The sequence below is a fragment of the Micromonospora sp. NPDC048909 genome, from assembly GCF_040649635.1.
GTDB lineage: Bacteria > Actinomycetota > Actinomycetes > Mycobacteriales > Micromonosporaceae > Micromonospora.
On the sequence record NZ_JBEZFU010000004.1, the window covers coordinates 225,739 to 252,461 of the forward strand.

Sequence of the window (26,723 nt, forward strand, 5' to 3'; positions counted from 1 at the left end):
GATCGTAACTGTCGGTCGATCATCGTCCGCCGGTTCGGGCTGCGGTGCCCCGGCGGGGTCAGGCGCGGGGATGGGCCTGGCGATACGCGGCCCGCAACCGCTCGACCGAGACGTGCGTGTAGATCTGGGTGCTCGCCAGCGATGAGTGGCCGAGCAGCTCCTGCACCGCACGCAGGTCCGCGCCGCCCTCGAGCAGGTGGGTGGCGGCCGAGTGGCGCAGGCCGTGCGGGCTGGTCGGGGGCAGGCCGGCGGCCTCGGCGTAGCCGCTGACGATCCGGCGCGCGGTGGTCGGGTTGAGCCGGCCGCCGCGGGCGCCGAGGAGCAGCGCGTCCCCCGACTGCGCTCCGGCCAGCGCCGGCCGGCCCTGGCGTATCCACTCGTCCAGCGCGCGCTGCGCCGGCACCCCGTACGGCACCGTCCGCTCCCGCCCGCCCTTGCCGAACACCCGGACCACCCGCCGGGCGTGATCGACGTCCGCGCGGTCCAGCCCGCACGCCTCGCTGACCCGGACGCCGGTGCCGTAGAGCAGCTCCAGCAGCGCGCGGTCCCGCAGCAGCACCGGCTCCACGGTGTCGGGCAGTTCTCCCGTCCCGCCGGCAGTCCCGCCGTCCCGGTCGGGCGGTCCATCCGGAGCGGCGCCGGGGGGTGCGAGCGACCCGTCGGCCCGCGGCTGGTCGACGCGCGCCGCGGGGAGTCGGCCGGGGGCCTCGACCAGGGCGGCGGCCTGCTCGGCCCGGAGGACGCCGGGCAGCTCCCGTTGGGCACGAGGGCTGGCCAGCGCCGCACCCACGTCGGTCGTCAGCAGGCCGCGGCGATGTGCCCAGGCACTGAACACCCGGGCGGAGGCAGCTCGCCGGGCAAGTGAGCTTCGGGCCGCTCCGCTCGTCCGCTGCCGCGCGAGCCAGCTGCGTAACACCGTCAGGTCCACGCCGGCGACGTCCGCACGGCCCATCCGGGTGGCATGGTCGAGCAGCGAGACCAGGTCGGTGACGTACGCCCGCACCGTGTGGGTGGAGCGGTTGCTGACCCGGGACAGATGATCGGCGAACTCGTCGACCGCCTCGCGCAGCGCGGGCGGGAGGGCCTGGTGGGCGGCCCGGGTGCCGCCGGCGTCGCGGCTCATCGCCGCCCCGGCGGGCAGGAGCGCCCGGACGACGCGGACCCGCTGTCGGCTGGCACGGCGCAAGCCTACGGGCGCCCGGTCCCGGGCGCGCGCCGCTCGCTCGGCGCGGCCCGGCGCGCCGCTGGCTCGGCGCTGGCTCGGCGCGCCGCTGGTTCGGCGCGGCCCGGCGCGCTGTCCGGATCGTCACCCGTCGCTTGCGGGGTTGGCCGGCGCCCGGCTGGCCGGCACCCGGTTGGCCGGCGCGAGGCCGTACCCGTCGTCGCGGCGGACCACCAGGGTCAGCTCCTCCAGCAGGGAGAGCTTGCGCAGCGCGGTCCGTACGTCCAGGCCGGCCCGGGCGGCGAGGCGCTGCACGTCGGCCCTGCCGCGCCGGGGCATCGCCTCCAGCACCGAACGGGCCTCGTCGTCGAGCGCGTCGGTCGGCCGCTCCGGCCCGCGCGCCGGCGGCGCCAGGTCGGCGCCGATCCGGCCCACCTCCTCCAGCACGTGCGCCACCCCGACCACCAGGCGGGCTTTCGGGTAGTCCCGGAGCAGCTCGTGAGTGCCGACCGACATCGCGGAGGTGACCGGACCCGGTACCGCCATCGCCGGACGGCCGATCGCGAGCGCCCGGTGCGCGGTCTGCGTCGCGCCGCTGCGGGCCGAGGCTTCCACCACCACGGTGCCGAGGGTGCCGGCCGCGATGACCCGGTTGCGGATGAGGAACCGTGGGCGCAGCGGCTCGGCGCCGGGCAGCCATTCGCTCACCAGCAGCCCGCTCTCGGCGATCCGGTCGAAGAGCGCCGCGTTGCCCATCGGATAGGGCCGGTCCACGCCGCAGGCGAGTACGGCCACCGTCAGGCCCCCGGCGTTGAGCGCGCCCCGGTGCGCGGCGGCGTCGATCCCGAACGCGCCGCCGGAGACGACCGTCCAGCCCCGGTCGGCCATGCCGTAGCCGATCTCGGTGGCGACGTGCGTTCCGTAGCCGGTGGAGGCCCGGGCGCCGACCACGGCGACCGAGCGGTCCAGCGCCTCGGCCAGCGGCCACGAGCCGCGTACCCAGAAGCAGAGCGGCGGGGCGGTCTCGGTGTCGACCCTGCGGTAGGCACCGGGCAGCTCGAGCTTGTGCAGGTCGGTGAGGCGGGCCGGCCACTCCTCGTCCTCCGGGGTGACGATCCGTGCGCCGAGGCGTTCGGTGCGCGCGAACGCGTCGGCGGCGGCAGCCCGGGCATCACCGTGGGCGCTGCGGGCGGCCACCGCCGACCGCAGCTTCTCCTCCGGCGCCCGGCCGGCGAGCAGCAGGTCGAGCGTCGCCACCGGACCGAGTCGGGTGACCAGTCGGTGCACCGAGCGGGTGCCCGGTTCGGTCAACCAGGTCAGTGCGACCCGGGCCAGCGTTCGTTCCTCCTGAGTGCTCATGTCGCGTCCCCCGTCCGCAGTTGGATGGCCTCCCGCACGTCGTCACGGTCCGGCCGGTCCCGGCCGTCGAGATCCGCGATGGACCAGGCCATCCGGATGACCCGGTCGAAGCCCCGGGCGGAGAGCGACCCCGAGTCGAGCCGGCCGCGCAGCTCCGTCGTGTCCCGCGCGGGCAGGCGCCACGGTGCCCGGCGCAGGTGCGGCCCGGGCACCTCGGCGTTGAGCCGGCGGCCGAGGCCCGACCAGCGCTCGGCCGCCGCCTGCCGGGCCGCCGCCACCCGTTTCCCGACCGCGGCCGAGGACTCGCCGCCGCCGTCACTGGCCATCAGCTCCGCCGCCCGCACCGGCGGCAGCTTCACCTGCACGTCGATCCGGTCGAGCAGCGGACCGGAGAGGCGGCCGAGGTAGCGTCGCCGGGCCAGTGGACTGCACTCGCAGTAGGCGTCGCCGGCCGGCTTGGCGCACGGGCACGGATTGGCGGCGAGCACGAGCTGCGTGCGGGCCGGGTATTCGGTGCCGCCCTGACTGCGGGCCAACTGGACCCGCCCGTGCTCCAACGGCTGGCGCAGCGCCTCCAGGGCGCCCTTGCTGAATTCGGGCGCCTCGTCGAGGAAGAGCACCCCGCGGTGGGCCAGCGAGATCGCGCCCGGTCGGGCCAGCCCGGAGCCGCCGCCGACCAGGGACGGCACGGTCGCGGTGTGATGTGGGGCCTGGAACGGTGGCCGGCGCAGCAGCCGGCCGCCGGGCGGCAGCAGCCCGGCGATGGAGTGCAGGGCGGTGACCTCCAGCGCGGCGTCGTCGTCCAGCGCGGGCAGGATCGAGGGGAGCCGTTCGGCCAGCATCGTCTTGCCGGCACCCGGCGGGCCGAGCAGGGCCAGGTGGTGCCCGCCGGCGGCGGCGACCTCCAGCGCCCGCCGGCCCAGCGACTGCCCGGCCACGTCGACCAGGTCGAGTTCGTCGCCGGCCGGCGACGGCTCGACGGCGGCGGGCTCGATCAACGGGGTGCCGTCGCGGACGAAGGCGACCAGCCGGTGCAGGGTGTCGACCGCCCGGACCCGTACGCCGGGGATGACGGCCGCCTCGGCCGCGTTGCCCTGGGGCACGATCACCCGTTCGATGCCGGCCCGGGCGGCCGCGGCGACCATCGGCAGCACGCCGCGTACCGGCCGGACCGTCCCGTCCAGCCCCAGCTCGCCGAGGATCACCACCTGGTCCAGCGGCACCAGCGGCAGCTCGCCGGAGCCGCCCAGCAACGCCGCGGCGATGGCCAGGTCGAATGCCGAACCGAACTTCGGCAGGGTGGCCGGCAGCAGGTTGAGCGTGATCCGCCGGTTCGGCCAGCGCTGGCCGGAGTTGACCACGGCGGCGCGGACCCGGTCGCGAGCCTCGTGCAGCGCGGTGTCCGGCAGGCCGGAGATCACCACCGCGGGCAACCCGGCGGCCAGGTCGGCCTCCACCTCCACCAGGTGCCCGGTGACCCCGACCAGCCCCACGCAGAGCACCTTCGCGTAGCTCATCGCGCGCTGCCCGTCCGGGCCGGGCTGACGGGTGCGGTCCGCCCGGGCATCTCAGAACGCGCCCTTGAGGTGCTCCACCCGGGCCGGGCCGGCGTCGGGCAGCCGGACCGAGAGCACGTCGAAACGGACCTCGTCGGCGGTGGTGCCGGTCTCGGCCAGCCATCGGGCGGCCAGGCCGCGCAGCCTCCGGGCCTTGGCCGGTACGACGGCCTCGGCCGGGCTGCCGAACTCGCCGCCCCGACGGGTCTTCACCTCGCAGAACGCGAGCACCGGCCCGTCCCAGGCGATGATGTCGATCTCTCCGGCCGGGCAGCGCCAGTTCCGGGCGACCGGCCGCAGCCCCGCCCCGATCAGGTGTTGGACGGCGCACCGCTCGCCGTACGCGCCGACCGCCTGGTTCCGCTTCGTCATGGCCGGCACGCTGCCCTGCTCCGGCCGCCCGGGGCGACCCCGGAGCGACCCCGCTGTGGACAACGCCCGGGCTGTGGACGACCGGACGATCATGCCGGTCTCGTGCTATGCCACCTGAGCCCGACCGGCGGAATTGGCGGCGGTGCGGCGTCGGGGTCGAATGGCGTCCGTCGGGCCGGTCGCATACGGTGCCGGACGTGGACGGACGACGGAGCTTCCCCGACGACCAGGAGTCGCGCTGGTACCCCGGTGAGCGCGGACGCGGCTACGAGCCGGACTGGCGTGGCACGGACGACGCGCGCCCGCGGGACGAGGAGTTCCGCGCCCCGGAGCAGCGTGGCCCCGGCGACGAGGTTCGCTACGCCGACACCGCCGGCTACCGCGAGCCGGCGCGCTTGGTCGCGGCCGACGCCGATCCCGGCCGGTTCGGCGTCGCGGAGGCCGACTCCGGGCGCTTCGCCGCCGTTGACGGGGGTTTCGGCGTCCCCGAGAGCGACTCGGGCCGGTTCGCGGCGGTCGACGCCGGGTTCGACGTGGCCGAGCGGGACGCCCGACGCCGGGCCGAGCCGGGTGGGTTCGGCAGCGGCGACGACTCGGGACGCTTCGGGGCGGTGCGCCCGGCCGGGGACGACCGGCAGGACTCCGCCGGATACCGGGTCAACCGGGCACGACGCGCCGAACCGGACCCGGTCGAGGTCTCCGGCGACCTGACTTTCGCGCGCGCCGGCCGTCGCGTCGAACCGGACCCGGCGGACGCCACCGGCGATCTGGCCGCCGGGCGGGCCGGCCGCCGCGCCGCCCGGGAGGTGACGGAGCCGGTCGCCCCCGAGCCGACGGCCGCCACCCGGGAGCCCGAATCCGCCGGGGCCGAGCCGCCCCGGACCGCCCCGCTCGCCGGCTATCCGATCGTCGACTCCGGCCGGGGCGGTGAGCAGCCGCACCCGCTGGAGATGCCGACGGGGCCGATGCACCCGATCGGGCCGCGCGCCGACCTGCCGCCGTATCTGCCGGGCGCCGCGCCGGACGCGGTACGCCAGCCCACCGGCGACGGGGTCTACCGGACCCGCCGGCCGGTGCTGGCGGTGCTCTTCGCGCTGCTCGCCCTGGTCTTCGAGATCCCCGCGCTGCGGCTGCTGGCCAGCGGCGTGACCGGGGACCCGGTCTCGGCCGGGAACGTGGTGGCGGGGACCTTCCTGGTCGCCGGGCTGCCGATCTTCGCGATCGGGCTGTACGGGCTGCGTACCGGTGGATTGTCCCTGGCCGACGGCGGGCGGGGCTGGTTGCGCCCGCCGACGGCCTACCTGACCGTCGCCCTCGTGCTCTTCGTCGCCGCCGCGCTCGCCGCCGGCTGACGCGCGGGGCCGGTCGCCCTACCGGCCGGCTGGTCGGCCGCCCTGGTGGGCGCGGCGCACCCGGAGGCCGGCGGGCGGGGGAGGGGCGTACACTGGTCGACTGGCGACCGCCTCGTGCGGTCGACCTCGCGCGCCCTCTCCACGAGCCGTCGTGGGGCGACGGCCTCCCTGGTCCCGATCTTGATCGGGCCCGCCATGGCCGGCGACCGGGCGCCAGGACGCCCGGCCGCCGGCCGGGCGCGACAACCAGGGACCGCAAGGAGTACCCCACCATGGCCGTCGTGACCATGCGTCAGCTGCTGGAAAGCGGTGTCCACTTCGGGCACCAGACCCGGCGCTGGAACCCGAAGATGAAGCGCTTCATCTTCACCGAGCGCAACGGTATCTACATCATCGACCTGCGCCAGACTCTCGACTACATCGAGAAGGCGTACGAGTTCGTGCGTGGCACCGTCGCCGAGGGCGGCAGCATCCTCTTCGTCGGCACCAAGAAGCAGGCCCAGGAGGCGATCTCCGAGCAGGCGACGCGGGTCGGCCAGCCGTACGTGAACCACCGCTGGCTCGGTGGCATGCTGACCAACTTCCAGACCGTGTACAAGCGGCTGCAGCGGATGAAGGAGCTGGAGGCTCTCGGTGACCTGAGCGGCACCGCCGCCGGCTACACCAAGAAGGAGACCCTGCAGCTCTCCCGCGAGAAGATCAAGCTGACCCGCACCCTGGGCGGCCTGCGGGACATGCAGAAGCTCCCGGCTGCGATCTGGGTGGTCGACACCAAGAAGGAGCACATCGCCGTCGACGAGGCCCGCAAGCTGGGCATCCCGGTGATCGCGGTGCTCGACACCAACTGCGACCCGGACGAGGTCGACTTCCCGATCCCGGGCAACGACGACGCGATCCGCTCGGCCGAGCTGCTGACCAAGGTCGTCGCCGCCGCCGTGGCCGACGGTCTGATCGCCCGTTCCGGCCGGCGCCGGGGCGCCGACGAGAAGCCGGAGCCGGGCGTCGCCTCCGACGAGCCGCTGCCCGAGTGGGAGCGCGAGCTGCTCGAGGAGCCGAAGAAGGCCGACGAGCAGGAGCAGCCGGCCGCCCAGCAGCAGGAGCAGCCGGCCGCCCAGCCGGCGGCCGCCGCCGCGGAGTGATCGCACCGTCGCTGTCCCGCTGTCCGTTTCGGCGGACGGCGGGACAGCGGCGGACGGGTCGGCACATCCGGCCCGGATCCGGGTAACCGGCACCTCTGACCATCCACACGCCGTCTCAACATCGAAGAGAGAGCCATGTCCCAATTCACCGCCGCGGACGTCAAGAAGCTCCGCGACCTCACCGGCGCCGGCATGATGGACAGCAAGAAGGCGCTGACCGAGGCCGAGGGCGACTTCGACAAGGCCGTCGAGATTCTGCGCGTCAAGGGCGCCAAGGACGTCGGCAAGCGGGCCAGCCGGACCGCAGCGAACGGCCTGGTGGCGCACTCCGGCCAGGCGCTGCTCGAGCTCAACTGCGAGACCGACTTCGTGGCCAAGACCGAGTCGTTCATCGCCCTGGCCCAGCAGCTGGTCGAGCACGGCGAGCGTTCCGGCGTCACCAACGCCGAGGAGCTGCTCGCCAGCGAGCTGGACGGCCGGCCGGTGGCCGACCTGATCCAGGAGCAGTCCGCCAAGATCGGCGAGAAGCTGGTGCTCAACCGCTTCGTCAAGCTCGACGGCACCACCGCCGTCTACCTGCACCGCAAGGCCCAGGACCTGCCCCCGGCGGTCGGCGTGCTGGTGCAGTACACCGGCAAGACCGACGAGGCCGGCGACGCCGACGCTCGTGGTGTCGCCATGCAGATCGCCGCGATGCGGCCGAAGTACCTCACCCGTGACGAGGTGCCGGCCGAGATCGTGGAGTCCGAGCGGCGCATCGCCGAGCAGACCGCCCGCGAGGAGAACAAGCCCGAGGCGGCCCTGCCGAAGATCGTCGAGGGCCGGGTGAACTCGTTCTTCAAGGACTTCGTCCTGGTCGAGCAGGCGTCGGTCACCGACAACAAGAAGTCGGTGAAGCAGGTGCTGGCCGAGGCCGGCATCGAGGTCACCCGCTTCGAGCGGTTCGAGGTCGGCCAGGCCTGAGCCGTCACCGGGCGCCTCGGCGCCCGTGGGCAGGAAACGTAGACGAGGAGGTCGTGGTGTACGTGACAGGCACCGCGGCCTCCTCGTCCCATAGGGTCGGCAGCGGCAGGTTCGCGGTACGCGGCGCACGGGGCGTCGGCGTGGGGAAGGGCGGGGCGGATGACGCAGGTTGTGAGTGACCGGACGCTGGCGGAGGACGATCCGACCGCACCGCCGCCCGGCCGGGCTCGCCGGGTGGTGCTGAAGCTCTCCGGTGAGGTCTTCGGTGGCGGCGCCATCGGCGTCGACCCGGACGTCGTCCAGGCCATCGCCCGGCAGATCGCCACCGTGGTCCGCCGCGGCGTGCAGGTGTCCGTGGTGGTCGGCGGCGGCAACTTCTTCCGCGGCGCCGAGCTGCAGAAGCGCGGCATGGACCGGGCCCGCGCCGACTACATGGGCATGCTCGGCACCGTGATGAACTGCCTCGCGCTGCAGGACTTCCTGGAGAAGGAGGGCATCGAGACCCGGGTGCAGAGCGCGATCACCATGGCCCAGGTCGCCGAGCCCTACATTCCGCTGCGCGCCATCCGGCACCTGGAGAAGGGCCGGGTCGTCATCTTCGGCGCCGGCGCCGGCATGCCGTACTTCTCCACCGACACCGTCGCCGCACAGCGGGCGCTGGAGATCCGCGCCGACGTGGTGCTGATGAGCAAGAACGGCGTGGACGGCGTCTACACCGCCGATCCCCGGATCGACCCCACCGCCAGCAAGTTCGACTCGATCACCTTCTCCGAGGTGCTGCGCCGCAACCTGCGGGTCGCGGACGCGGCGGCGTTCAGCCTCTGCATGGAGAACGGCCTGCCGATGCTGGTATTCGGCGCGCAGGGGGATGACACGATCGTCCGCGCCGTGGGTGGCGACAAGATCGGCACCCTGATCACCGCCTGAACGGTCGCCGGCGGCGACGGCAGCGGTCCTCCGACACACAGCAGAGCCCACCACGAGCACAGAAGGAGGCGAGGAGACCGGTGATCGACGACACCCTCCTCGAGGCCGAGGAGAAGATGGAGCGTGCGGTCGAGCACGCCAAGGAGGAGTTCGGCGCGATCCGGACCGGCCGCGCCAACCCGGCCATGTTCTCCAAGGTCATCATCGACTACTACGGCACGCCCACCCCGCTGACCCAGATGGCGTCCGTCGCGATCCCCGAGCCGCGGATGGCCATCATCAAGCCGTACGACGCGTCGCAGATCAACGCCATGGAGAAGGCGATCCGCGACTCCGACCTCGGCGTCAACCCGAACAACGAGGGCAACCAGCTGCGCATCCTGCTCCCGCAGATGACCGAGGAGCGCCGCCGCGACATGATCAAGGTCGCCCGGCAGAAGGGTGAGGAGGCCAAGGTGGCGGTCCGCAACGTTCGTCGCCGCGGCAAGGAGGAGCTGGACCGGATCGTCAAGGACGGTGAGGCCGGCGAGGACGACGGCCGCCGGGCCGAGAAGGAGCTGGACGACCTGACCCAGCGCTTCGTGGCGAGCATCGACGAGCTGGTCAAGCACAAGGAGACCGAGCTGCTCGAGGTCTGAGAGCCGGCCGCGCGCCGTGCACCAACGGACGTGACACGAGGCCCGTCCCCGACGCCGGGGACGGGCCTCGCGGCGTACGTCAGGTGGGGATCCGCACCGTCCTGGTGCTCTCCATCAACTCCTCGCCGGTGGACGCGTCGCGCAGCGAGAAGCGGGCGGTGGCCCGGCCCGGGTGCAGCAGCGGCTCCCTCCGGGAGAAGGCCATCGGGATCATGACCGTGCCGCCGTCGCACCGGACCTCGCCGGCGCCGTGCCCCCAGACGGCCCAGAGGGTCGGCAGGCCGTCCTGCACCAGCGAGGCCGACATGAGGTAGTCGCCGGCCGGGCAGTGCAGGGCGGCGGCGTTGACACTGGTCGCCGGGTACGCCTCTCCCGGCGCACCGCCGGGCGGCTCGAACAGGTACAGCTCGCTGGCCCGGTGATCGATGACGATGCTGGCCTCTGGTGTGTCGGCAGCGGCCGGTGCGGCGGCGCCCAGGACCGTGGCGACCACCGCCAGCACCGCCAGACTGATCTTGTTCATGCGTGTTCCCCCCGTTGGTGACGCCGGCGGTGCCGGCGCGACCACCAGAGGACCACGTCCGGTGTGCCCGGCTCAGTACCTGATCGGGCACCGGAGGAGTCGGATCGAGGGCTGCGGGTCTCCGGCGAGGTGCCCACGGCGGGTGTGCCCGTCCCGCCGCTCCTCGACCGGCGGTCGGCCCGGGCGAGGGCTCGTCCCCCGAGCCTCGTCCGCAGTGCCGGTCCGGCGGGTGCAGTAGGCTCGGCAGGATTCCCGGCCACCGGGCGGTGAACGCTGGGGATCGACCGGCCGTCGCGCCGGTCAACCCGGAAGAACAGTCGCGCGTGTAGGGGATGCTTGTGGTCTTGCGTCATGTGGTGGTACTCGCGCCGCGTCGCGGTGCGTGATGTCCCACCCCGACCCCTACGGCGGCGCGGAGCCCCGCGGCTGGGACCGACCTGACCGGTCGGCCGCCCTGCCCTGGCCGGAACCCGAACTCGATCCGTGGACGCGGCACCCGGACGCCGGGCCGGAGATGTACGCCGAGCCGCGGACCCGGTCCCGCCCGCACGGTGACCCGTACCCGGACCGTGGCGCCCCGTTCCCACCGGACCGCTACGACGACGGCGGGCGGTACCCGGCCGACCCCTACCCGCGCCGGGGCGCCCCGGCGCGGCGCGACGACCGGCGCGGCCCCGACCCGTACCCGGATCGCGGCCGGACCGAGCCGCACCAGGGCCCGAACCCCTACGACGACCGGTACCACGACGACCGCTACGACCGACGCGACGACGAGCGCGGCGCCGGCCGCTACGACGGGCCGCCGGGCGCCGGCCCGGGCCGGCACGACGACGAGGACGCCTACCCGACGGCTCAGCTGGAGCCGGTCCGGGACGACGCCGTCCCGCAGGCCGCGGCGGAGGCGGAGTCCGAGCCGCCCGCGGGCCGGCGGCAGCCCGGTCGGCGGCGGGCGAGCGCGAGCCGGCCACCCACCCAGCAGACGGCGAGCCGGGCCGGTCGCAACCTGCCGGCCGCCATCGGCGTGGGGCTCGCCCTCGGCGCGCTGATCGTGGTTCCGCTCTTCTTCTTCCCACCGGCGTTCCTGGCGGTCGTCGTGGCCGCGATCTGCGTCGGCATCTGGGAGATGGCCCGGGCGGTCCGGCGCAGCGGGGCGCACCCGCCCTTGGTGCCACTGGTCGCCGGCGGCGCGCTCACCGTGGGGCTGGCCTGGTACGCCGGGCCGGACGCGCTCAGCCTGGGGCTGCTGGTCACGGTGCTGGGCACGATGATCTGGCGGCTGGGCGACGGGCCTGGCGGCTACCAGCGAGACCTGACCGCGGCCACCCTGATCGCGGTCTACGTGCCGTTCCTCGGCGGGTTCGCCGCGTTGCTGGCGGCGGCGCCCGACGACGGCCCGTTGCGGATCCTGGCCACCCTGATCGCGGTGGTGCTCTCCGACACCGGCGGGTACGCCGCCGGCGTCGCCTTCGGCAAGCACCCGATGGCGCCCACGGTGAGCCCGAAGAAGTCCTGGGAGGGCTTCGCCGGCTCGGTCACCGCGGCGGCCGCCGGCAGTGCCCTGCTGCTCTGGCTGATGTTCGACGTGGCTCCCTGGTGGGGTGCGCTGTTCGGGGTCGCGATCTCCTGCGCCGCGGTCCTCGGCGATCTCGCCGAATCCATGATCAAGCGGGATCTCGGGGTGAAGGACATGAGCAACCTGCTCCCCGGGCACGGCGGCTTGATGGACCGGCTCGACTCGATCCTCTTCGCGGTGCCGACGGCGTACCTGCTGCTGGCGGTCCTCGTGCCGGTGGCGGGCTGAGGCGTGCGGGACGCCGGCGGCGGCGGGTCGGCCGGAGGGCCGGGGTCGGTTCGGCACCTCCGGACAGGTACGTCCGCCGTTCGGCGTGACAGACTGGACCAGCCATGACAAGCCTGCCCTTGATCCCCGTCGCCCCGGACGCCCCGGCCGCGCGCCGCGCCGCCATGCCCCCGCAGCACCTCGCCGACCTCGACCTGGCCGGCCGCCAGGCGCTGGTCACCGAGCTGGGCGAGCCGGCGTTCCGCGCAAAGCAGATCTCCACCCATTACTTCGGCCGGCTGGTCCGTGATCCGCAGCTGATGACCGACCTGCCGGCCGCCACCCGGGAGCGGCTGGCCGACCGGCTGCTGCCGTCGCTGCTCACGCCGGTCCGCGAGATGGCCTGCGACGACGGCGCGACCCGCAAGGCGCTCTGGCGGCTGCACGACGGCTCGCTGGTGGAGAGCGTGCTGATGGGCTACCCGGACCGGGTCACCGTCTGCATCTCCAGCCAGGCCGGCTGCGGCATGGCCTGCCCGTTCTGCGCCACGGGGCAGGCCGGGCTGACCCGCAACCTCTCTACCGCCGAGATCGTCGACCAGGCGGTCTACCTGGCCGGGGTGGCCGCCTCCGGCGCGGTGGCGGGATCGCCGGCGCGCCTGTCGCACGTGGTGTTCATGGGCATGGGTGAGCCGCTGGCCAACTACTCCCGGGTGATCGCCGCGATCCGGCGCCTGGTCACGCCGGCCCCGGAGGGGCTCGGCCTGTCCCAGCGGCACATCACCGTTTCCACGGTCGGGCTGGTTCCGGCCATCCGCCGACTGGCCAGCGAAGACCTCTCAGTGACTCTTGCGTTGTCGTTGCACGCGCCCGATGATGATCTGCGCGACGAACTCGTGCCGGTCAACCAGCGCTGGAAGGTAGCCGAGGTGCTGGACGCAGCGTGGGACTACGCGGCCAGGACGGGACGCCGCGTGTCGATCGAGTACGCGATGATCAAGAACGTGAACGACCAGCCGTGGCGAGCTGACCTGCTCGGCCGGCTGCTGGCCGGCAAGTTGGCCCATGTGAACCTCATTCCGCTCAACCCGACGCCGGGCAGCCGCTGGGACGCGAGCCCGAAGCCGGTCGAGCGGGAGTTCGTCCGGCGGTTGCGTGACGCCGGGGTGTCCACCACCGTGCGGGACACCCGGGGCCGCGAGATCGACGGCGCGTGTGGGCAACTCGCCGCGGCTGAGGACAGGGACATCGACCGCGCCGGAGCGGCACCGGCATGACCGGGCGCGGCGAACGAGACCAGGAGACATAGTGGCGAGTCAGGGTCAGCGTTTCCGGCGTAAGGCGCTTCGCCGGGGATACAAGGTCGACGAGGTGGACGCCTTCCTCGACCGGGTGGAGGCGACGCTCTCCGGCCAGCCGGTCGGCGCGCCCGTGGCCTCCCAGGAGGTCCATGACGTCGTCTTCCGGGTCCGGTTCAACGGCTATGACGAGTGGCAGGTCGACCTGCACCTCGACCGGGTGGAGCGGCAGCTGGCCGAGCTGGAGGAGCGCGGTGCGGCCGCTGGGCGCGGCGGCGACCCGCGGCTGGGTGACCGGCTGGGTCCGCCGGACCGGATGGGCCCACCGATGCGCGACGACCGTGGCATGCCGCCGGTCCCGCAGCCGATGCCGCCCCGGCCGATGCCGGCGCAGGCCGGTCCGCCCGCTGACCGCTACGGTCGCTACGACGAGCCGACGGGCGCCTTCGCCGGTGGTTACGACGCCCCGCGCGGCGGCTACGACGGTCCGCGTGGTCCCGGCGGCCCCGGTGGTCCGGGCGGTCCGGGCGGCCCCAACCCGGGCATGCCGATGGGGCCGGGCGCCCCGATGGGCGGCCCCGGTGCGCCCCAGCGCGGCCTCCCGCCGGGCCCGAGCGGCTACGGCCCCCCCGAGGAGCAGCGCTTCGACGGCTTCGAGGCCGGGCGGCGCGCCCGCGCCGACATGACCGCAGAGATCCGGATGCCGGAGCGGGACCCGCGCGACATGCGCCGGGGGCCGGCCGGCCCGCCGCCGATGCCGCAGCCGGGAATGGGCGGCCCGCCGATGGGCGGCCCGCCGGCGGTGCCTGGCCCGCCGGTCGGTGGCCCGCCGATGGGTGGCCCGCCGATGGCCGGTCCGCCCGGCAGCGACCTCTACCGGGTCGATGCGATCCGCCGCAGCTTCCAGGTGCGCCGGTTCGGCAGCGGCTACGACCCGGACCAGGTCGACCGCTTCTTCGAGAGCCTGCTCGGCGGGATGGCCGGCCGCAACCAGATGCCGGTCAACCCCAAGGACCTGGACACGTTGCGCTTCGGCCTGGTCCCGGGCGGCTACTTCGAGGCCGAGGTGGACGCCGCGCTCAAGGACGTGCAGGACATCCTCTTCGGCCGCTGACCCCGGCCCGCGTACGGCGAGGGCCCGCTCCCCGAGGTCGGGGAAGCGGGCCCTTTGCGCGCTCGAGGCCGGTGCGCGCCGGATCGGGGCGGCGCCGGCGCCTGGGTCAGGACCGCAGGCCGTTGCGGCGCAGCACGGCGTCGCCGATGACGATGATCAGCAGCAGCGCGGCCAAGCCGGCCAGCCAGATGTTCTCGACGCTGCCCTCGTGGTTGCCGATGATCATTGCCAACAGCGCCAGCGCGGTGAGCACCGCGCCGATCCGCCCCGACTTGCGGTGCCCGGGCTTGTGCTGGTCTGGCGACGTTACCGGCTCGCTTCCTGCCACTGTCGGTCCTTCCCTCGCGATCGGATCTCCGGTTAGTCTGGCACGCCCCGTGCCGGGCCCGGCGCAGGGTCCGGCACGCACGAGGGACCGCATGACCCGCAAGGATGATCGGGAGTTGCTCAAGGCCGCGTACGAGGCGTGGGACGCCGAGGACTGGGCGCTCGCCGGGGAGCGGTTGGAGCAGCTGGTGCGGCGGCACCCGGACCACCGGAAGTCTCCGGTCTGGTACGCGGCGGAGCCGCCACCGGCGTACAGCTGATCTGCTCCTGCTGCAGCGAGAGCAGCGTGGAGCAGCATCCCGACCATCAGGTTGGTGGTGGGCAGCGGGTGCATCTGGCCGCCCCGGTGGGAAAGATCTCCGAACTGATGGACGCCTGGTGCGCCGACGCGCCGGAGCGCCGGAGCTGGACGGGCGCGATCCAGGGCTGAAGACCCGGGTAACCGGGCCTGCCCCGGACGGGGCGAAGGGCACTACCGGCGTCGCGGAACGGCGGCCACACTGCCTCCGGTAGCGTTTGGCGTACACCTTGATACGTCTTTTGAGGGGGAAACTGCGGTGCGAGTGACCGGGACCGGGCACGCCAGCATGCGGATCGACACGGCCGCGGGCAGCATTCTGTGTGACCCATGGGTCAATCCGGCCTACTTTGCCTCCTGGTTTCCGTTTCCTGACAATTCCCTGCTCGACTGGGAGAGCCTCGGCCAGGTCGACTACCTCTACGTCTCCCACCTGCACCGGGACCACTTCGACGCGGCGCACCTGAAGCGGTACGTCTCGAAGCAGGCCACCGTGCTGCTGCCCGAGTTCCCCACCTCGGAGATGGAGGACGAGCTGCGGGAGCTGGGCTTCACCCGGTTCCTCAAGGCGCCGAACGAGCAGGTCGTCGAGCTGGACGGCGGCCTGAAGATCATGATCCAGGCGTTGACCAGCCCCACCGACGGCCCGATCGGCGACTCCTCCCTCTGGGTGGAGTACGACGGGGTCCGGCTTCTCAACCAGAACGACGCCCGCCCCACCGACCTGAGCGTCTTCGCCGAGCTGGGGCACGTGCACGCACACCTGCTGCAGTTCTCCGGCGCGATCTGGTACCCGATGGTCTACGAGCTGCCCCAGTCGGCGAAGACCGCGTTCGGCAAGCAGAAGCGCGACCGGCAGTTCGACCGCACCTGGCGCTACATCGACGACCTGAAGGCCTCGCACGTCTTCCCGATCGCCGGCCCGCCCTGCTTCCTCGACGACGCGCTGTGGCAGTTCAACGACATCCACGGCGACGAGGGCAACATCTTCCCCGACCAGTCGGTCTTCATGAGCGAATACGCGAAGGTCGGCGGCACCAACGGCATCGTGCTGCTGCCGGGCAGCGTCGCCGAGGTCACCACCGAGGGCGCGACCACCAACCACCCGGTGCCGGTCGAGGAGTTCTTCGCCGACAAGGTCGCCCACCTGGAGGAGATGCGCGAGCGCAAGCGTCCGATCATCGAGGCGGAGAAGGCGTCCTGGCGGCACCCCGAGGTGGACGTGCTCGGCGAGATGAAGCGCCGGATCGAGCCGCTGCTCGACGAGTCGATCTACCTGGCCAAGGGGGTTGGCGGCCCGGTCCGCTTCGACCTGGTGGGATATGACGGCGAGAGCGTCGAGTCGATCGTGGTGGACTTCCCGGGCAAGGAGGTCCGGCCGTACGCCGACGAGAAGGTGCGCTACCGGTTCCGTACCGAGCGGGCGCTGATCGAGCATCTGCTCTTCATCGACGAGGTGGACTGGGTCAACTCGCTCTTCCTCTCCTGCCGGTTCTCGGCGGCCCGGATCGGCCAGTACAACGAGTTCGTCTACGCGTTCTTCAAGTGCCTCTCCGAGGAGCGCCTCCAGTACGCCGAGGGCTGGTACGACGAGCACGAGCGGGCCGTCGACGCGGAGGACATCACCCTGGGCGACTGGGTCGTGCAGCGGCGCTGCCCGCACCTGAAGGCGGACCTGAGCCGGTTCGGCATCGTCGAGGGCGACCAGCTCACCTGCCAGTTGCACGGCTGGCGGTTCGACCTGGAAAGCGGTCGCTGCCTCACCAGCGTCGGGCACAAGGTCCGCGCCCACCGCGTCGACGCCGACACCCCCGCCCCCGCCGGCGACGCCGCCAGCTGACCCCCGCCCGGCCTCCGCCCGGCGGCGATCATGGGGTTGTGGTGGGGGACGAAATCCGCTTCCCGCCCCATCGCGGGCACCGCAACTCCATGATCGAGGGGGCGATGGGGGCGGGGTGTGACCGAGGGCGACGACGAGTCGAGGTACCGGTACGGGCGGGACCGGGAGATGGCCCGGGACGCGTCCCGGGTCGAGGCGTTCAGCGACGCCGTCATCGCGATCGTGCTGACGCTGATGGCGGTCGACCTGCTCCAGCTCGGCCCGGTTCGCACCGACGGGACGGGGTTGCCCCGGGCGCTGCTGCACGAGTGGCCGGCCTACCTGGCGTACGTCATCACCTTCGCCATCGTCGGTCAGGTCTGGCTCACCCACCACAACATGTGGCGCTACGTGGTCCGGGTCGACCAGGTCCTGCTGGTCTTCAACCTGCTCCTGCTGCTCTTCGTCGCCGCCATCCCGTTCACCGCTGACCTGCTCGCGGACAACCTGCGCGGCAGCGTCCAGGAGCAGCGGCTGACCGCCGCGCTCTACGTCGGCGCGGTGCTCGGCGAAGCGCTCTTCTTCAACCTGAGCTGGTGGTGGGCCCGCCGCCGGCGGCTGCTGCACCCCGACCTGGATCCCCGGCTGGCCCGGGCGGTGGCGCGGCGGTTCCTGCTCGGACCGGCGCTCTACCTGGTCGCGTTCGCCTTCGTCTTCGTCGACCCGATCCTCAGCCTCGGCCTGTACCTGCTGCTGGTCGGCCTCTACCTGATCCGCGGCCCCGGCGACCTACCCTCCTCCGCCCGCTGACCCCGCACCAGAGGGAGTCGCGCGGGGTCAGGCGGTCAGGTCGGTGAGGATGCGGCGGGCGGCGTTGTGCCCGGCCGCGCCGATCACGCTGCCGGCCGGGTGGCAGCCGGCGCTGCCCGCGTACACGCCGTCCACGCCGGTGGCGTAGGGCATCCGGTCGGTGAACGAGACCGTGTTGTCGACGTGGTGGATGTGGCCGCCGGTGATGCCGAAGTGCGCCTCGATGCCCGGTGGCGGCAGCGGTACCGCGTCGGCGATGAGGTCGCCGGTGCCGGGCGCGTACCGCTCGCAGATCTCGATCAGCCGGTCGACGTAGCCGGGCAGCGCCGCGTCCCAGGTGGTGCCGGCCAGCTCGTAGGGGACCGACTGGACGAAGAGCGCCGACGAGTGGTGCGTGCCGTCGGAGAGCGACGGGTCGACGGTGGTGTGCAGGTACCACTCGATCGTCGGCTCGGCCGGCAGCCGCCCGGCCCGGACGTCCGCCCACATGGCGCGCAGCGCGGCCATCGGCGAGGTGTCGTCCCCGCCGACCAGCGACGCCGACCCGGGCAGCAGGTGGATGGTCGAGCCGAACGGGCTCGGCGCGTCCGCCGGCAGGCAGGAGAAGCGGGGCAGCCCGGTCAGCGCCAGGTTGAGCTTCAGGGTGCTGCCGGTACGGCGGACCGCCGTCATCCGCTCGCCGAGCGGCGCCGGGAGCGAGCCGTCGGGCAGCAGGCCCATCAACCGGTACGGGTCGCAGGCGCCGAGGACCACCCGGGCGGCCACCTCCCTGCCGTCGGCGAGCACCACACCGCTCGCCGCGCCACCGTCCAGCGTGATCGCCTGCACCGGCGCGCCGGTCAGGATCCGCGCCCCGGCGGCCTGGGCAGCCTCGGCGAAGGTACGGGAGACCGTACCCATGCCGCCCTCGGCGATCATCCAGGTGCCGCCCGAGCCGGGCAGCCGACACATGTTGTGCACCAGGAAGTTGTGCCCGGTGCCCGGGTCGTCCGGGCCGGCGTTCAAGCCGGAGAGCCCGTCGGTGACCGCGTACATGCTGACCAGCAGCTCGGAGCGGAAGTCGAAGCGGGCCAGGTAGTCGGCGACGGAGCCGCGGACCAGGTCGACGAAGACCTGCCGCAGCGCCGGTCGGACGTAGCGTTCGGCGGTCTCCTCCACCGGCAGCGGCTCGGCCAGCCAGGCCGGCGCCAGGTCCTCGCGCAGCGCCGCCAGCTCGGCCTGGAGCGCGTCGTCGGCGGCGACGTCGGCGGGGGAGAAGAACTCGGCGAGCTGCGCCCGGGTGGCCGCGGTGTCACTGCCGAAGAGCAGGTAGGGCGAGCCGATCTTGCCCGGGGTGGGCAGGAAGTAGTGCGGGTCGCGGCGCAGCACCGGGATCCGCACGTCGAGCGTGGCGAGCAGCTCCGGCGGCATCAGCCCGAGCAGGTACGAGCCGGTGGAGTGCCGCAGCCCGGGCACCTTCGGGAACGGGTTCTCGGTGCGGGTCGCGCCGCCGATGACGTCGGCGGCCTCCAGCACCAGCACGTCCAGACCGGCCCGGGCCAGCAGGACGGCGGAGACCAGGCCGTTGTGCCCGGCGCCGACGACCACCACGTCGGCGCGCGCGGGAAGCTCACTGCTCATGCCGCCGCAGCCTACCCGCCCAGCGGCGTTGATCATGAGGTTGCCGGCGGGAATGGAGATCGAACCTGCCGCACGCCTCATGATCAACCGGAGCCGTCATTCCGCGTTCACCGGATAGCGGGTTTCGTCGATGCCTTTTCGGCCCTAGCGTCGACGGGGGCATCGATTCGCGTCCGGGAGGTCTCCGATGGATCGTCGTACCGTCCTGCGCTCCGCCGTCGCCGGCGCCGCCGCCTTCTCCGGCAGCCTCTGGGTCGGCGCGGCGCTCGCCGCCCCCGCCCAGCCCGGCCCCGGCCCGTACGGCGAGCTGCTCGCCGCCGACGGCAACGGCCTGCAACTGCCCGCCGGGTTCACCAGCCGGGTGATCGCCCGCTCCGGCCAGCGCGTCGCCGGCACCTCGTACCTCTGGCACTGGGCCCCCGACGGCGGGGCCTGCTTTCCCGCCGGCAACGGCTGGATCTACGTCTCCAACTCGGAGATACCGCTGGTCGGCGGCGCGTCGGCGGTGCGGTTCAACGCCGATGGCACGATCGCCGCGGCCTACCGGATCCTCGGCGGCACCAACGTCAACTGCGCGGGCGGCGCCACGCCGTGGGGTACCTGGCTCTCCTGCGAGGAGGTGCCGCTCGGGCGGGTCTTCGAGACCTGGCCGGACGGCAGCCGGGCGGGCGAGGAGCGGACCCGGATGGGACGGTTCACCCACGAGGCCGCCGCCTGCGACCCGGACCGACGGGTGGTCTACCTGACCGAGGACGAGGGCGACGGCTGCTTCTACCGGTTCGTCCCGGACAGCTGGGGCGACCTGCGCAACGGGCGGGTGCAGGTGCTCTGCGCACCGGCCGACCAGGTGGCCGGCCCGGTGACCTGGCGGGACATCCCGGACCGGGACGGCTTCCCGATCCCCACCCGGCACCAGGTGGGCGCGGCGAAGCACTTCGACGGTGGCGAGGGGTGCTGGTACGACCGGGGAACCTGCTGGTTCACCACCAAGGGCGACAACCGGGTCTGGGCGTACGACGCGGTCAACCAGCGCCTCGACCTGGCGTACGACGACTCGTTGGTGCCGGCCGGCACCGCGCCGCTGACCGGGGTGGACAACATCACCGGCACCGCCGGCGGCGACCTCTACGTGGCCGAGGACGGCGGCAACATGGAGGTCAACGTGATCACCCCGGCCGGCGTGGTCAGCCCGTTCCTGCGCATCCTCGGCCAGTCCTCCTCGGAGATCACCGGCCCGGCGTTCTCCCCGGACGGCACCCGGCTCTACTTCTCCTCCCAGCGCGGCACGAGTGGCGCCTCCACCGGCAGCGGCGGCCTCACCTACGAGGTGACCGGCCCCTTCCGCCGCTGACCCACCCTGCCCCCCCGGCCTCCCGCCGGACCCCTGTTGATCAAGAGGTTTGCGTCACCGGAGCGGCCTTTCCTGACGCAGATCTCTTGATCAACGCGGGTCAGGCGGGAGGGCGGGGGGCGGGGTCGGGCGGGTTGGTCAGTGGGGGCGGTGGGCGCGCCAGGCGGAGAGGGCGAGGGTGGCGGAGTAGCCGGCCAGCACGATCACGTGGAACACGTAGAGCCAGAGCAGCACCGCGACGCCGGCGCCGATCTCCTCGAATCCGCCGAACGGCACGCCCAGGTCGATCGGGAGCGAGGCGAAGAGTACGAAGCCGTGCAGGAAGCCGGAGAGGTTCGCCGCGGTGAACGAGCCGACGCCCAGCGTGGAGAGCCAGTCCGGCGAGGCCGGGCCGACCACCCGGAACACCCAGAGCACCACCGGGGTGAGCACCAGCCACACTCCCAGGAACGACAGCACCACGCCCAGCGCGCCGACCCAGCCGCCCCGGCGGACCAGGTCGGTGTTGGTCGGCAAGGCCACCAGGATCGACAGCAGCAGGGCCGGCGCCGGGGCGAGCAGTGGCAGCAGCAGCAAGCGCCCCCGCCAGCCGACCCAGGACTCGCCGGTGTGCGACGCGGCGACCGAGACGAACGCCCGGCGCAGCCCCCCGCCGTAGAGCGAGGCGGGCAGCAGCGAGGCCAGCGCCAGGGCCGGGGTCAGGCCCACCCCGGCATCGACCAGCGCGGCCACCGCGTGCGGCGCGCCGATCGCGTCCGGCAGGGTCCGCACGGCGTACGACGTGAGCCGTTGGACCCGGTCGGCCCCGGCCACCAGCGCGGTCGACCAGATCGCCAGCAGTGCGACCGGTACCACGGCGATCGCACCGTAGAACGTGATGGCGGCGGCGTGCAGGGAGAGGTCGCGGCCGCGTACCGGGCGGAACGCGGCACTGGCGATCCGCTTCGTCCACTGCCACGAGGTGCCCATCGGAGCTTCATTCCCCGCCCGGCACCCGGGCACTCATTAAGATCGCCGGCCATGACCGTCCTGCGCACCGAGCGGCTCGTCCTGCGGGACTGGACCGACGCCCCGACCGACCTGGCCCGGATCTACGACATCTACTCGCGCACCGAGATCACCCGCTGGCTGGCCGCCTCGGGGCTGCCGCTGACCGACCCGGCCCAGGCCGCCGACCGAGTGCGGATCTGGCGGGACCGGCACGCCGACCACGGCGGCCGGTACGGCACCTGGGCAATCGAGGTGCGGGAGAGCGGTGTCGTCGCCGGCACCGTGATCCTCAAGCCGCTGCCCGGCGCGGACGGCGAGACACCGACCGAGAACATCGAGGTCGGCTGGCACCTGCACCCCGACTCGTGGGGGCACGGTTACGCCACCGAGGCGGCCCGGGCGGTGCTGGCCCGGGAGTTCGCCGCCGGTTCGCCGGAGATCTATGCGGTCGTCTCCCCGGGCAACGACCCGTCGATGGCGGTCTGCCGGCGCCTCGGCATGGCCCACCTCGGCCGGCGTACCGACTGGTACGGCGGGGAGGAGCTGGAGACCTTCGCGGTGGCCGCCCCGAGCTGACCGTCCGCGCCCGCTCGATCACCCCTGGCCCGCGTCGCAGCGGGCCGCGGTCGCCCGCGGCCCCCTGACGGCGAACGCCGAGCGGCCGGATGCGCAACGCCGTCGTCGCGACCAGGTCGCCGTCGGGCGCTGGGCGCTGGGCGCAAATAGTGATTGTGGTCGAAGTGTTGACGCCCTCGTAGCACCTCAGTAACCTTTGGTCAACGTCACGCAAGATCTAGACAAAGACGTGTCTTGTTCGTTGCAAGCGTCTGAAAAATCGAGCGGGGCCGCCTCTTTGGCGGCCTTTCTCCCCATGCCCCGGAGAGGCCCGGTGATCGTCTCCGTCCCTCGGCACTGGTCGTAGCTTCACTGGTTCCGCCCCGGTCGAACGGCGCCCGCAGGCCGTTGACCGACCGCCACCACCCCCCGCCTTCTCGCCTCTCGACACCGGCCCGGCTCGCCTCCGTGCCCGGCCGGTGCCGCGATGCCGCACACCCCACCGCGGTCGAGAGCATTCCGCGGTCCCGTCCCCCAACGACAGAGGACAGTGATGAGACGAGCGAATCTGTTCAGGATGGTGGCGATGACAGTCGCGGCCACGCTGATCGCCACCGCAGGGTCGGCGGCCGTCGCGAACGCGGCGCCCGACTCGGGCCCGGTCGACACCACGGCCGCGAAGAGCACGAGCAACTTCGTGGCGGCGGCCACCAATCTCGCAGCGGGGCGTCCGACCCAGGAGAGCGGCCACGCCGACGTCTACGACTCGTCCAAGGTCGTCGACGGCAACGCGGGCAGTTACTGGGAGAGCACCAACAACTCGTTCCCCGAGTGGGTGCAGGTCGACCTCGGCTCCTCGCAGGCCGTCAACCAGGTCGTGCTGAAGCTGCCGACCGTCGGTTGGGCGACCCGTACGCAGACCCTGAGCGTGCAGGGCAGCGCCACCGGGTCGTCGTTCAGCGACCTGGTCGGGTCGCAGACCTACACCTTCAACCCGGCCAGCAACAGCACGGTCACCATCAACGTCAACCAGACCGCCACCCGCTACCTGCGGATCAACTTCACCGCCAACAGTGGCTGGCCGGCGGGCCAGCTCTCCGAGCTCGAGGTCTACGGCAGCGGCGGCGGTGGCCCGGACACGACCGCGCCGAGCGTGCCGGGAAACCTCTCGTACACCCAGTCGGGCACCACGATCACCCTCAACTGGGTCGCGTCGACCGACAACCCGGGCGGTAGCGGCATCGCCGGCTACGACATCTACCGCAACGGCACATTCCTGCAGTCCATCGGGAACGTGACCACGTTCAACGACACCCAGCCGGCAACCGCGACCGTCTCCTACCACGTGCGGGCCCGCGACGCGGCGGGCAACCTCTCCGGCAACAGCAACACGGTGACCCGTACCGGCAGCGGTGACACCACCGCGCCGAGCATCCCGGGGACGTTGTCGCACAGCACGTCGGGCAGCACGATCACGCTCAACTGGGGCACCTCCACCGACTCCGGCGGCAGTGGCCTGGCCGGCTACAACGTCTACCGCGGCGGCAGCCTGATCGCGACCCTGGGCACCGTCCTCACGTACCAGGACACCCAGCCGTCGACGGCGACCGTGTCCTACCACGTCCGCGCCCGCGACGGCGCGGGCAACCTCTCCGCCAACAGCAACACCGTCACCCGGACCGGCACCCAGCCCCCCGGCTGCACCAACGTGGCGCAGGGCAAGACCATGACGGCGACCGGCTCCACCTTCACCTTCACCCCCGAGAAGGCGAACGACGGGCAGCTGACGACGTACTGGGAGGGCGCGCCGAGCTACCCGCAGAACCTGACCGTCGCGCTGGGGGCGAACCACTCCATCACGGCCGTCAACGTCAAGCTGAACCCGGACCCGGCCTGGGGCACCCGCACGCAGAACATCCAGGTCCTCGGCCGCGACCAGGCCTCGTCCACATACACCAACCTGGTCTCGGCGGCCAATTACCAGTTCGTCCAGGGCAACAACGTGGTGAGCATCCCGGTCACCGCGACCACGGCCGACGTGCAGCTGCGGTTCACTGCCAACACCGGGGCACCGTCCGGCCAGGTGGCCGAGCTCGAGGTGTGCGGCACCCCGGCGCCCAACCCCGACCTGGTGATCAGCTCGACGACGTGGTCGCCCGCGTCGCCCAGCGAGGTCACCCCGGTCACCCTCTCGGCCCAGGTCCAGAACGTGGGGTCGGCGGCCGCCGGCGCCACCACGGTGAACTTCAGCCTGGCCGGCGCGGTCGTCGGAAGCGCCGCGGTGGGCGCGCTCGCCGCCGGTGCCTCGACCACCGTCTCGTTCAACGCCGGGACCCGGCCGATGGGCAGCTACAGCGTCTCGGCGGTGGTCGACCCGACCAACACGATCGTCGAGCAGAACAACGGCAACAACAGCTTCACCGCGCCCGCTCCGCTGGTGGTCGCCCAGGCCCCGGGCCCCGACCTGCAGGTCCTCGGCATCACCTCCAACCCGCCGAACCCGGCCGTCGGGGCGTCCGTCACGTTCAGCGTGGCGGTACGCAACCGCGGCACCACCGCGACCGGCGCGACCACGGTCACCCGGCTGACGGTGGGCGGCACCACGCTCAACACCAACACCGCGTCGATCGCCGCCGGCGCGACGGTCAACGTGGCTGTCGACGGGAGCTGGACCGCCACCAGCGGCGGGGCCACCATCACCGCCACCGCCGACGCGACGAACAGCGTCGCCGAGACCAACGAGACCAACAACGCGTTCACCCAGTCGATCGTGGTCGGGCGGGGCGCGGCGGTGCCGTACGTCTCCTACGAGGCGGAGGCCGCCCGCTACCAGGGCGCGCTGCTGGAGACCGACCCGCTGCGCACCTTCGGCCACACCAACTTCGCCACCGAGTCGTCGGGCCGCAAGTCGGTACGGCTGAACAGCACCGGGCAGTTCGTCGAGTTCACCTCGGCCAACCAGGCCAACTCGATCGTGGTGCGCAACTCCATTCCGGACGCACCGGGTGGCGGCGGCATCGAGGCGAGCATCAGCCTCTACATCAACGACGTCTTCTCCCGGAAGCTGACGTTGTCGTCGAGGCACAGCTGGCTCTACGGCAACACCGACGGGCCGGAGGCGCTGACCAACACGCCGCAGGCCGACGCCCGGCGGCTCTTCGACGAGTCGAACGCGCTGCTGGCGCAGTCGTACCCGGCCGGCACCCGGTTCAAGTTGCAGCGCGACGCGGGTGACAACGCCGCGTTCTACATCATCGACATGATCGACCTGGAGCAGGTGGCGCCGGCGGCCAGCCAGCCGGCCGGGTGCACCTCGATCACCGCGTACGGCGCGGTCCCGAACGACGGGCTCGACGACACCGCCGCCATCCAGCGGGCGGTCACCGACGACCAGAACGGGGTCATCGGCTGCGTCTGGATCCCGGCCGGACAGTGGCGGCAGGAGCAGAAGATCCTGACCGACGACCCGCTGAACCGGGGTACGCACAACCAGGTCGGCATCAGCAACGTCACGATCCGGGGCGCCGGGATGTGGCACTCCCAGCTCTACACGCTGACCGAGCCGCAGAACGTGGTGGGCGGCATCAACCACCCGCACGAGGGCAACTTCGGCTTCGACATCGACAAGAACACCCAGATCTCCGACATCGCCATCTTCGGCTCGGGCCGGATCCGTGGTGGTGACGGCAACGCTGAGGGTGGCGTGGGTCTGAACGGTCGGTTCGGCACCGGCACCAGGATCAGCAACGTCTGGATCGAGCACGCCAACGTGGGTGTCTGGGTGGGTCGCGACTACGACAACATCCCCGACCTGTGGGGCCCGGCCGACGGGCTGGAGTTCACCGGCATGCGGATCCGCGACACCTATGCCGACGGCATCAACTTCAGCAACGGTACGCGGAACTCACGGGTGTTCAACTCGTCCTTCCGCAACACCGGTGACGACGCCCTGGCGGTCTGGGCCAACCCGTACGTCAAGGACCGGAACGTCGACATCGCCCACGACAACCACTTCGTCAACAACACCATCCAGCTGCCCTGGCGGGCGAACGGCATCGCCATCTACGGCGGCTACGGCAACTCGATCGAGAACAACCTGATCTACGACACCATGAACTACCCGGGCATCATGCTGGCCACCGACCACGACCCGCTGCCCTTCTCGGGGCAGACGTTGATCGCCAACAACGCGCTCTACCGGACCGGCGGTGCCTTCTGGAACGAGGATCAGGAGTTCGGGGCCATCACCCTCTTCCCGGCGACCCGGGACATCGTCGGGGTCACCATCCGGGACACCGACATCTACGACTCGACGTACGACGGCATCCAGTTCAAGAACGGCGGCGGCAACATGCCGAACGTCGCGATCACCAACGTGCGGATCGACAAGTCCAACAACGGCGCAGGCATCCTCGCGATGAGCGGCGCCCGCGGCAACGCGACCCTGACCAACGTGACCATCACCAACTCGGCCGACGGCAACATCGTCATCCAACCGGGCTCGCAATTCGTGATCAACGGCGGTTAGTCCCGCGCGACCCGCCACGGCGGGAATCCGGGTGAGCGTTCGACGCCCGACCGACCAGCCATGTGACGTGCTCCTGACCGCCAGGGAGCACGCTCACATGGCTGGTCGCGTTCGCCCCGACCGGCGAGAGCGTCCCGCCCGGACGACCACGGGCCGGCGCCTGCACGGCCACCCGCGGGGCGAGTTCGCCGGCTGGCCGTCGACGGCGACTCCGGACGGGACAGCGGCGGCGTTGGGGCGGT

At 72.7% G+C, this 26,723-nt stretch carries 23 protein-coding genes; 15 read left to right on the forward strand and 8 right to left on the reverse strand.

Translation table 11 applies throughout. The features are described 5' to 3' along the window. Positions 1–58: 58 nt before the first annotated feature. From AB0C04_RS13310 to AB0C04_RS13325, 4 genes are all read right to left on the reverse strand, one after another. Positions 59–1,123 carry a tyrosine recombinase XerC gene (locus tag AB0C04_RS13310; protein WP_357052841.1) on the reverse strand — a complete coding sequence of 355 codons (1,065 nt, stop codon included), beginning with the start codon at positions 1,121–1,123 and terminating at the stop codon, positions 59–61. A 183-nt stretch (positions 1,124–1,306) separates the two neighbouring features. Then, complete coding sequence (gene dprA, locus AB0C04_RS13315) at positions 1,307–2,521, reverse strand: DNA-processing protein DprA (RefSeq protein WP_357052844.1); 1,215 nt, start codon at positions 2,519–2,521, stop codon at positions 1,307–1,309. Next, entirely contained in the window at positions 2,518–4,038 is a 1,521-nt protein-coding gene (locus tag AB0C04_RS13320; RefSeq protein ID WP_357052847.1) for a YifB family Mg chelatase-like AAA ATPase, read from the reverse strand. Before AB0C04_RS13320 ends, dprA begins: the two co-directional genes overlap by 4 nt. A gap of 51 nt (positions 4,039–4,089) precedes the next feature. Beyond that, positions 4,090–4,449: a YraN family protein gene (locus AB0C04_RS13325; protein ID WP_357052850.1), complete on the reverse strand. Its 360-nt coding sequence runs from the start codon at positions 4,447–4,449 to the stop codon at positions 4,090–4,092. A gap of 197 nt (positions 4,450–4,646) precedes the next feature. Between AB0C04_RS13325 and AB0C04_RS13330 the strand changes: the two genes are divergently transcribed. From AB0C04_RS13330 to frr, 5 genes are all read left to right on the forward strand, one after another. Then, positions 4,647–5,801, forward strand: coding sequence for a hypothetical protein (locus AB0C04_RS13330; protein WP_357052852.1), 1,155 nt, complete (start codon positions 4,647–4,649; stop codon positions 5,799–5,801). Positions 5,802–6,073: 272 nt separating this feature from the next. Beyond that, complete coding sequence (gene rpsB, locus AB0C04_RS13335; protein ID WP_357052856.1) at positions 6,074–6,940, forward strand: 30S ribosomal protein S2; 867 nt, start codon at positions 6,074–6,076, stop codon at positions 6,938–6,940. A gap of 135 nt (positions 6,941–7,075) precedes the next feature. Then, positions 7,076–7,903 carry a translation elongation factor Ts gene (gene tsf / locus AB0C04_RS13340; RefSeq protein ID WP_350869695.1) on the forward strand — a complete coding sequence of 276 codons (828 nt, stop codon included), beginning with the start codon at positions 7,076–7,078 and terminating at the stop codon, positions 7,901–7,903. A gap of 159 nt (positions 7,904–8,062) precedes the next feature. Then, positions 8,063–8,830, forward strand: a complete 768-nt coding sequence (gene pyrH, locus AB0C04_RS13345; protein ID WP_350869696.1) for a UMP kinase — start codon at positions 8,063–8,065, stop codon at positions 8,828–8,830. An 80-nt stretch (positions 8,831–8,910) separates the two neighbouring features. Next, the gene (gene frr / locus AB0C04_RS13350; RefSeq protein ID WP_350869697.1) at positions 8,911–9,468 is read left to right on the forward strand and encodes a ribosome recycling factor; all 558 of its coding nucleotides are present in this window, start codon (positions 8,911–8,913) and stop codon (positions 9,466–9,468) included. Positions 9,469–9,547: 79 nt separating this feature from the next. On the opposite strand, the gene AB0C04_RS13355 is transcribed toward frr, so the two are convergent. Beyond that, a complete protein-coding gene (locus AB0C04_RS13355; protein ID WP_357052861.1) occupies positions 9,548–9,991 on the reverse strand; it encodes a hypothetical protein in 444 nt (147 codons plus the stop codon). 385 nt (positions 9,992–10,376) lie between these two features. Here AB0C04_RS13355 and AB0C04_RS13360 point away from each other — a divergent pair, with 385 nt between their 5' ends. From AB0C04_RS13360 to AB0C04_RS13370, 3 genes are all read left to right on the forward strand, one after another. After that, positions 10,377–11,792, forward strand: a complete 1,416-nt coding sequence (locus AB0C04_RS13360; RefSeq protein WP_357052864.1) for a phosphatidate cytidylyltransferase — start codon at positions 10,377–10,379, stop codon at positions 11,790–11,792. Positions 11,793–11,896: 104 nt separating this feature from the next. Next, positions 11,897–13,048, forward strand: coding sequence for a 23S rRNA (adenine(2503)-C(2))-methyltransferase RlmN (rlmN, locus tag AB0C04_RS13365; RefSeq protein ID WP_350869700.1), 1,152 nt, complete (start codon positions 11,897–11,899; stop codon positions 13,046–13,048). Positions 13,049–13,079: 31 nt separating this feature from the next. Further along, positions 13,080–14,183 carry a DivIVA domain-containing protein gene (locus AB0C04_RS13370; RefSeq protein WP_357052867.1) on the forward strand — a complete coding sequence of 368 codons (1,104 nt, stop codon included), beginning with the start codon at positions 13,080–13,082 and terminating at the stop codon, positions 14,181–14,183. Between the two features lie 106 nt (positions 14,184–14,289). On the opposite strand, the gene AB0C04_RS13375 is transcribed toward AB0C04_RS13370, so the two are convergent. Continuing rightward, entirely contained in the window at positions 14,290–14,511 is a 222-nt protein-coding gene (locus tag AB0C04_RS13375; protein WP_350869704.1) for a DUF2631 domain-containing protein, read from the reverse strand. Between the two features lie 91 nt (positions 14,512–14,602). Here AB0C04_RS13375 and AB0C04_RS13380 point away from each other — a divergent pair, with 91 nt between their 5' ends. From AB0C04_RS13380 to AB0C04_RS13395, 4 genes are all read left to right on the forward strand, one after another. Further along, positions 14,603–14,770 carry a hypothetical protein gene (locus tag AB0C04_RS13380; protein WP_357052870.1) on the forward strand — a complete coding sequence of 56 codons (168 nt, stop codon included), beginning with the start codon at positions 14,603–14,605 and terminating at the stop codon, positions 14,768–14,770. A 26-nt stretch (positions 14,771–14,796) separates the two neighbouring features. Then, positions 14,797–14,940: a hypothetical protein gene (locus AB0C04_RS13385; protein ID WP_357052873.1), complete on the forward strand. Its 144-nt coding sequence runs from the start codon at positions 14,797–14,799 to the stop codon at positions 14,938–14,940. Positions 14,941–15,067: 127 nt separating this feature from the next. After that, positions 15,068–16,648 carry a Rieske 2Fe-2S domain-containing protein gene (locus tag AB0C04_RS13390; protein WP_357052877.1) on the forward strand — a complete coding sequence of 527 codons (1,581 nt, stop codon included), beginning with the start codon at positions 15,068–15,070 and terminating at the stop codon, positions 16,646–16,648. Positions 16,649–16,816: 168 nt separating this feature from the next. Continuing rightward, positions 16,817–17,437 carry a TMEM175 family protein gene (locus AB0C04_RS13395; protein ID WP_357053693.1) on the forward strand — a complete coding sequence of 207 codons (621 nt, stop codon included), beginning with the start codon at positions 16,817–16,819 and terminating at the stop codon, positions 17,435–17,437. Between the two features lie 27 nt (positions 17,438–17,464). On the opposite strand, the gene AB0C04_RS13400 is transcribed toward AB0C04_RS13395, so the two are convergent. Beyond that, the gene (locus tag AB0C04_RS13400) at positions 17,465–19,057 is read right to left on the reverse strand and encodes an NAD(P)/FAD-dependent oxidoreductase (protein ID WP_357052880.1); all 1,593 of its coding nucleotides are present in this window, start codon (positions 19,055–19,057) and stop codon (positions 17,465–17,467) included. 187 nt (positions 19,058–19,244) lie between these two features. Here AB0C04_RS13400 and AB0C04_RS13405 point away from each other — a divergent pair, with 187 nt between their 5' ends. Further along, positions 19,245–20,408 carry an alkaline phosphatase PhoX gene (locus tag AB0C04_RS13405; protein ID WP_357052883.1) on the forward strand — a complete coding sequence of 388 codons (1,164 nt, stop codon included), beginning with the start codon at positions 19,245–19,247 and terminating at the stop codon, positions 20,406–20,408. A 138-nt stretch (positions 20,409–20,546) separates the two neighbouring features. Here the strand turns inward: AB0C04_RS13405 and AB0C04_RS13410 are convergent, their stop codons facing one another. Next, positions 20,547–21,377 carry a YhjD/YihY/BrkB family envelope integrity protein gene (locus AB0C04_RS13410; RefSeq protein ID WP_357052886.1) on the reverse strand — a complete coding sequence of 277 codons (831 nt, stop codon included), beginning with the start codon at positions 21,375–21,377 and terminating at the stop codon, positions 20,547–20,549. A gap of 51 nt (positions 21,378–21,428) precedes the next feature. Here AB0C04_RS13410 and AB0C04_RS13415 point away from each other — a divergent pair, with 51 nt between their 5' ends. Then, positions 21,429–21,974 (forward strand): GNAT family N-acetyltransferase, encoded by a 546-nt coding sequence (locus tag AB0C04_RS13415; RefSeq protein ID WP_357052889.1) that lies wholly within the window; start codon positions 21,429–21,431, stop codon positions 21,972–21,974. A gap of 565 nt (positions 21,975–22,539) precedes the next feature. After that, positions 22,540–26,481 (forward strand): CARDB domain-containing protein, encoded by a 3,942-nt coding sequence (locus tag AB0C04_RS13420; protein ID WP_357052891.1) that lies wholly within the window; start codon positions 22,540–22,542, stop codon positions 26,479–26,481. Positions 26,482–26,723: the final 242 nt, after the last annotated feature.

Excerpts from the sequence above, each read along its gene's own strand:
- AB0C04_RS13310 (WP_357052841.1), bottom strand. The coding sequence starts at position 1,123 with ATGAGCCGCGACGCCGGCGGCACCCGGGCCGCCCACCAGGCCCTCCCG.
- dprA (WP_357052844.1), bottom strand. The coding sequence starts at position 2,521 with ATGAGCACTCAGGAGGAACGAACGCTGGCCCGGGTCGCACTGACCTGG.
- AB0C04_RS13320 (WP_357052847.1), bottom strand. The coding sequence starts at position 4,038 with ATGAGCTACGCGAAGGTGCTCTGCGTGGGGCTGGTCGGGGTCACCGGG.
- AB0C04_RS13325 (WP_357052850.1), bottom strand. The coding sequence starts at position 4,449 with ATGACGAAGCGGAACCAGGCGGTCGGCGCGTACGGCGAGCGGTGCGCC.
- rpsB (WP_357052856.1), top strand. The coding sequence starts at position 6,074 with ATGGCCGTCGTGACCATGCGTCAGCTGCTGGAAAGCGGTGTCCACTTC.
- tsf (WP_350869695.1), top strand. The coding sequence starts at position 7,076 with ATGTCCCAATTCACCGCCGCGGACGTCAAGAAGCTCCGCGACCTCACC.
- pyrH (WP_350869696.1), top strand. The coding sequence starts at position 8,063 with ATGACGCAGGTTGTGAGTGACCGGACGCTGGCGGAGGACGATCCGACC.
- AB0C04_RS13355 (WP_357052861.1), bottom strand. The coding sequence starts at position 9,991 with ATGAACAAGATCAGTCTGGCGGTGCTGGCGGTGGTCGCCACGGTCCTG.
- AB0C04_RS13360 (WP_357052864.1), top strand. The coding sequence starts at position 10,377 with ATGTCCCACCCCGACCCCTACGGCGGCGCGGAGCCCCGCGGCTGGGAC.
- rlmN (WP_350869700.1), top strand. The coding sequence starts at position 11,897 with ATGACAAGCCTGCCCTTGATCCCCGTCGCCCCGGACGCCCCGGCCGCG.
- AB0C04_RS13380 (WP_357052870.1), top strand. The coding sequence starts at position 14,603 with ATGACCCGCAAGGATGATCGGGAGTTGCTCAAGGCCGCGTACGAGGCG.
- AB0C04_RS13395 (WP_357053693.1), top strand. The coding sequence starts at position 16,817 with ATGGCCCGGGACGCGTCCCGGGTCGAGGCGTTCAGCGACGCCGTCATC.
- AB0C04_RS13400 (WP_357052880.1), bottom strand. The coding sequence starts at position 19,057 with ATGAGCAGTGAGCTTCCCGCGCGCGCCGACGTGGTGGTCGTCGGCGCC.
- AB0C04_RS13405 (WP_357052883.1), top strand. The coding sequence starts at position 19,245 with ATGGATCGTCGTACCGTCCTGCGCTCCGCCGTCGCCGGCGCCGCCGCC.
- AB0C04_RS13410 (WP_357052886.1), bottom strand. The coding sequence starts at position 21,377 with ATGGGCACCTCGTGGCAGTGGACGAAGCGGATCGCCAGTGCCGCGTTC.
- AB0C04_RS13415 (WP_357052889.1), top strand. The coding sequence starts at position 21,429 with ATGACCGTCCTGCGCACCGAGCGGCTCGTCCTGCGGGACTGGACCGAC.
- AB0C04_RS13420 (WP_357052891.1), top strand. The coding sequence starts at position 22,540 with ATGACAGTCGCGGCCACGCTGATCGCCACCGCAGGGTCGGCGGCCGTC.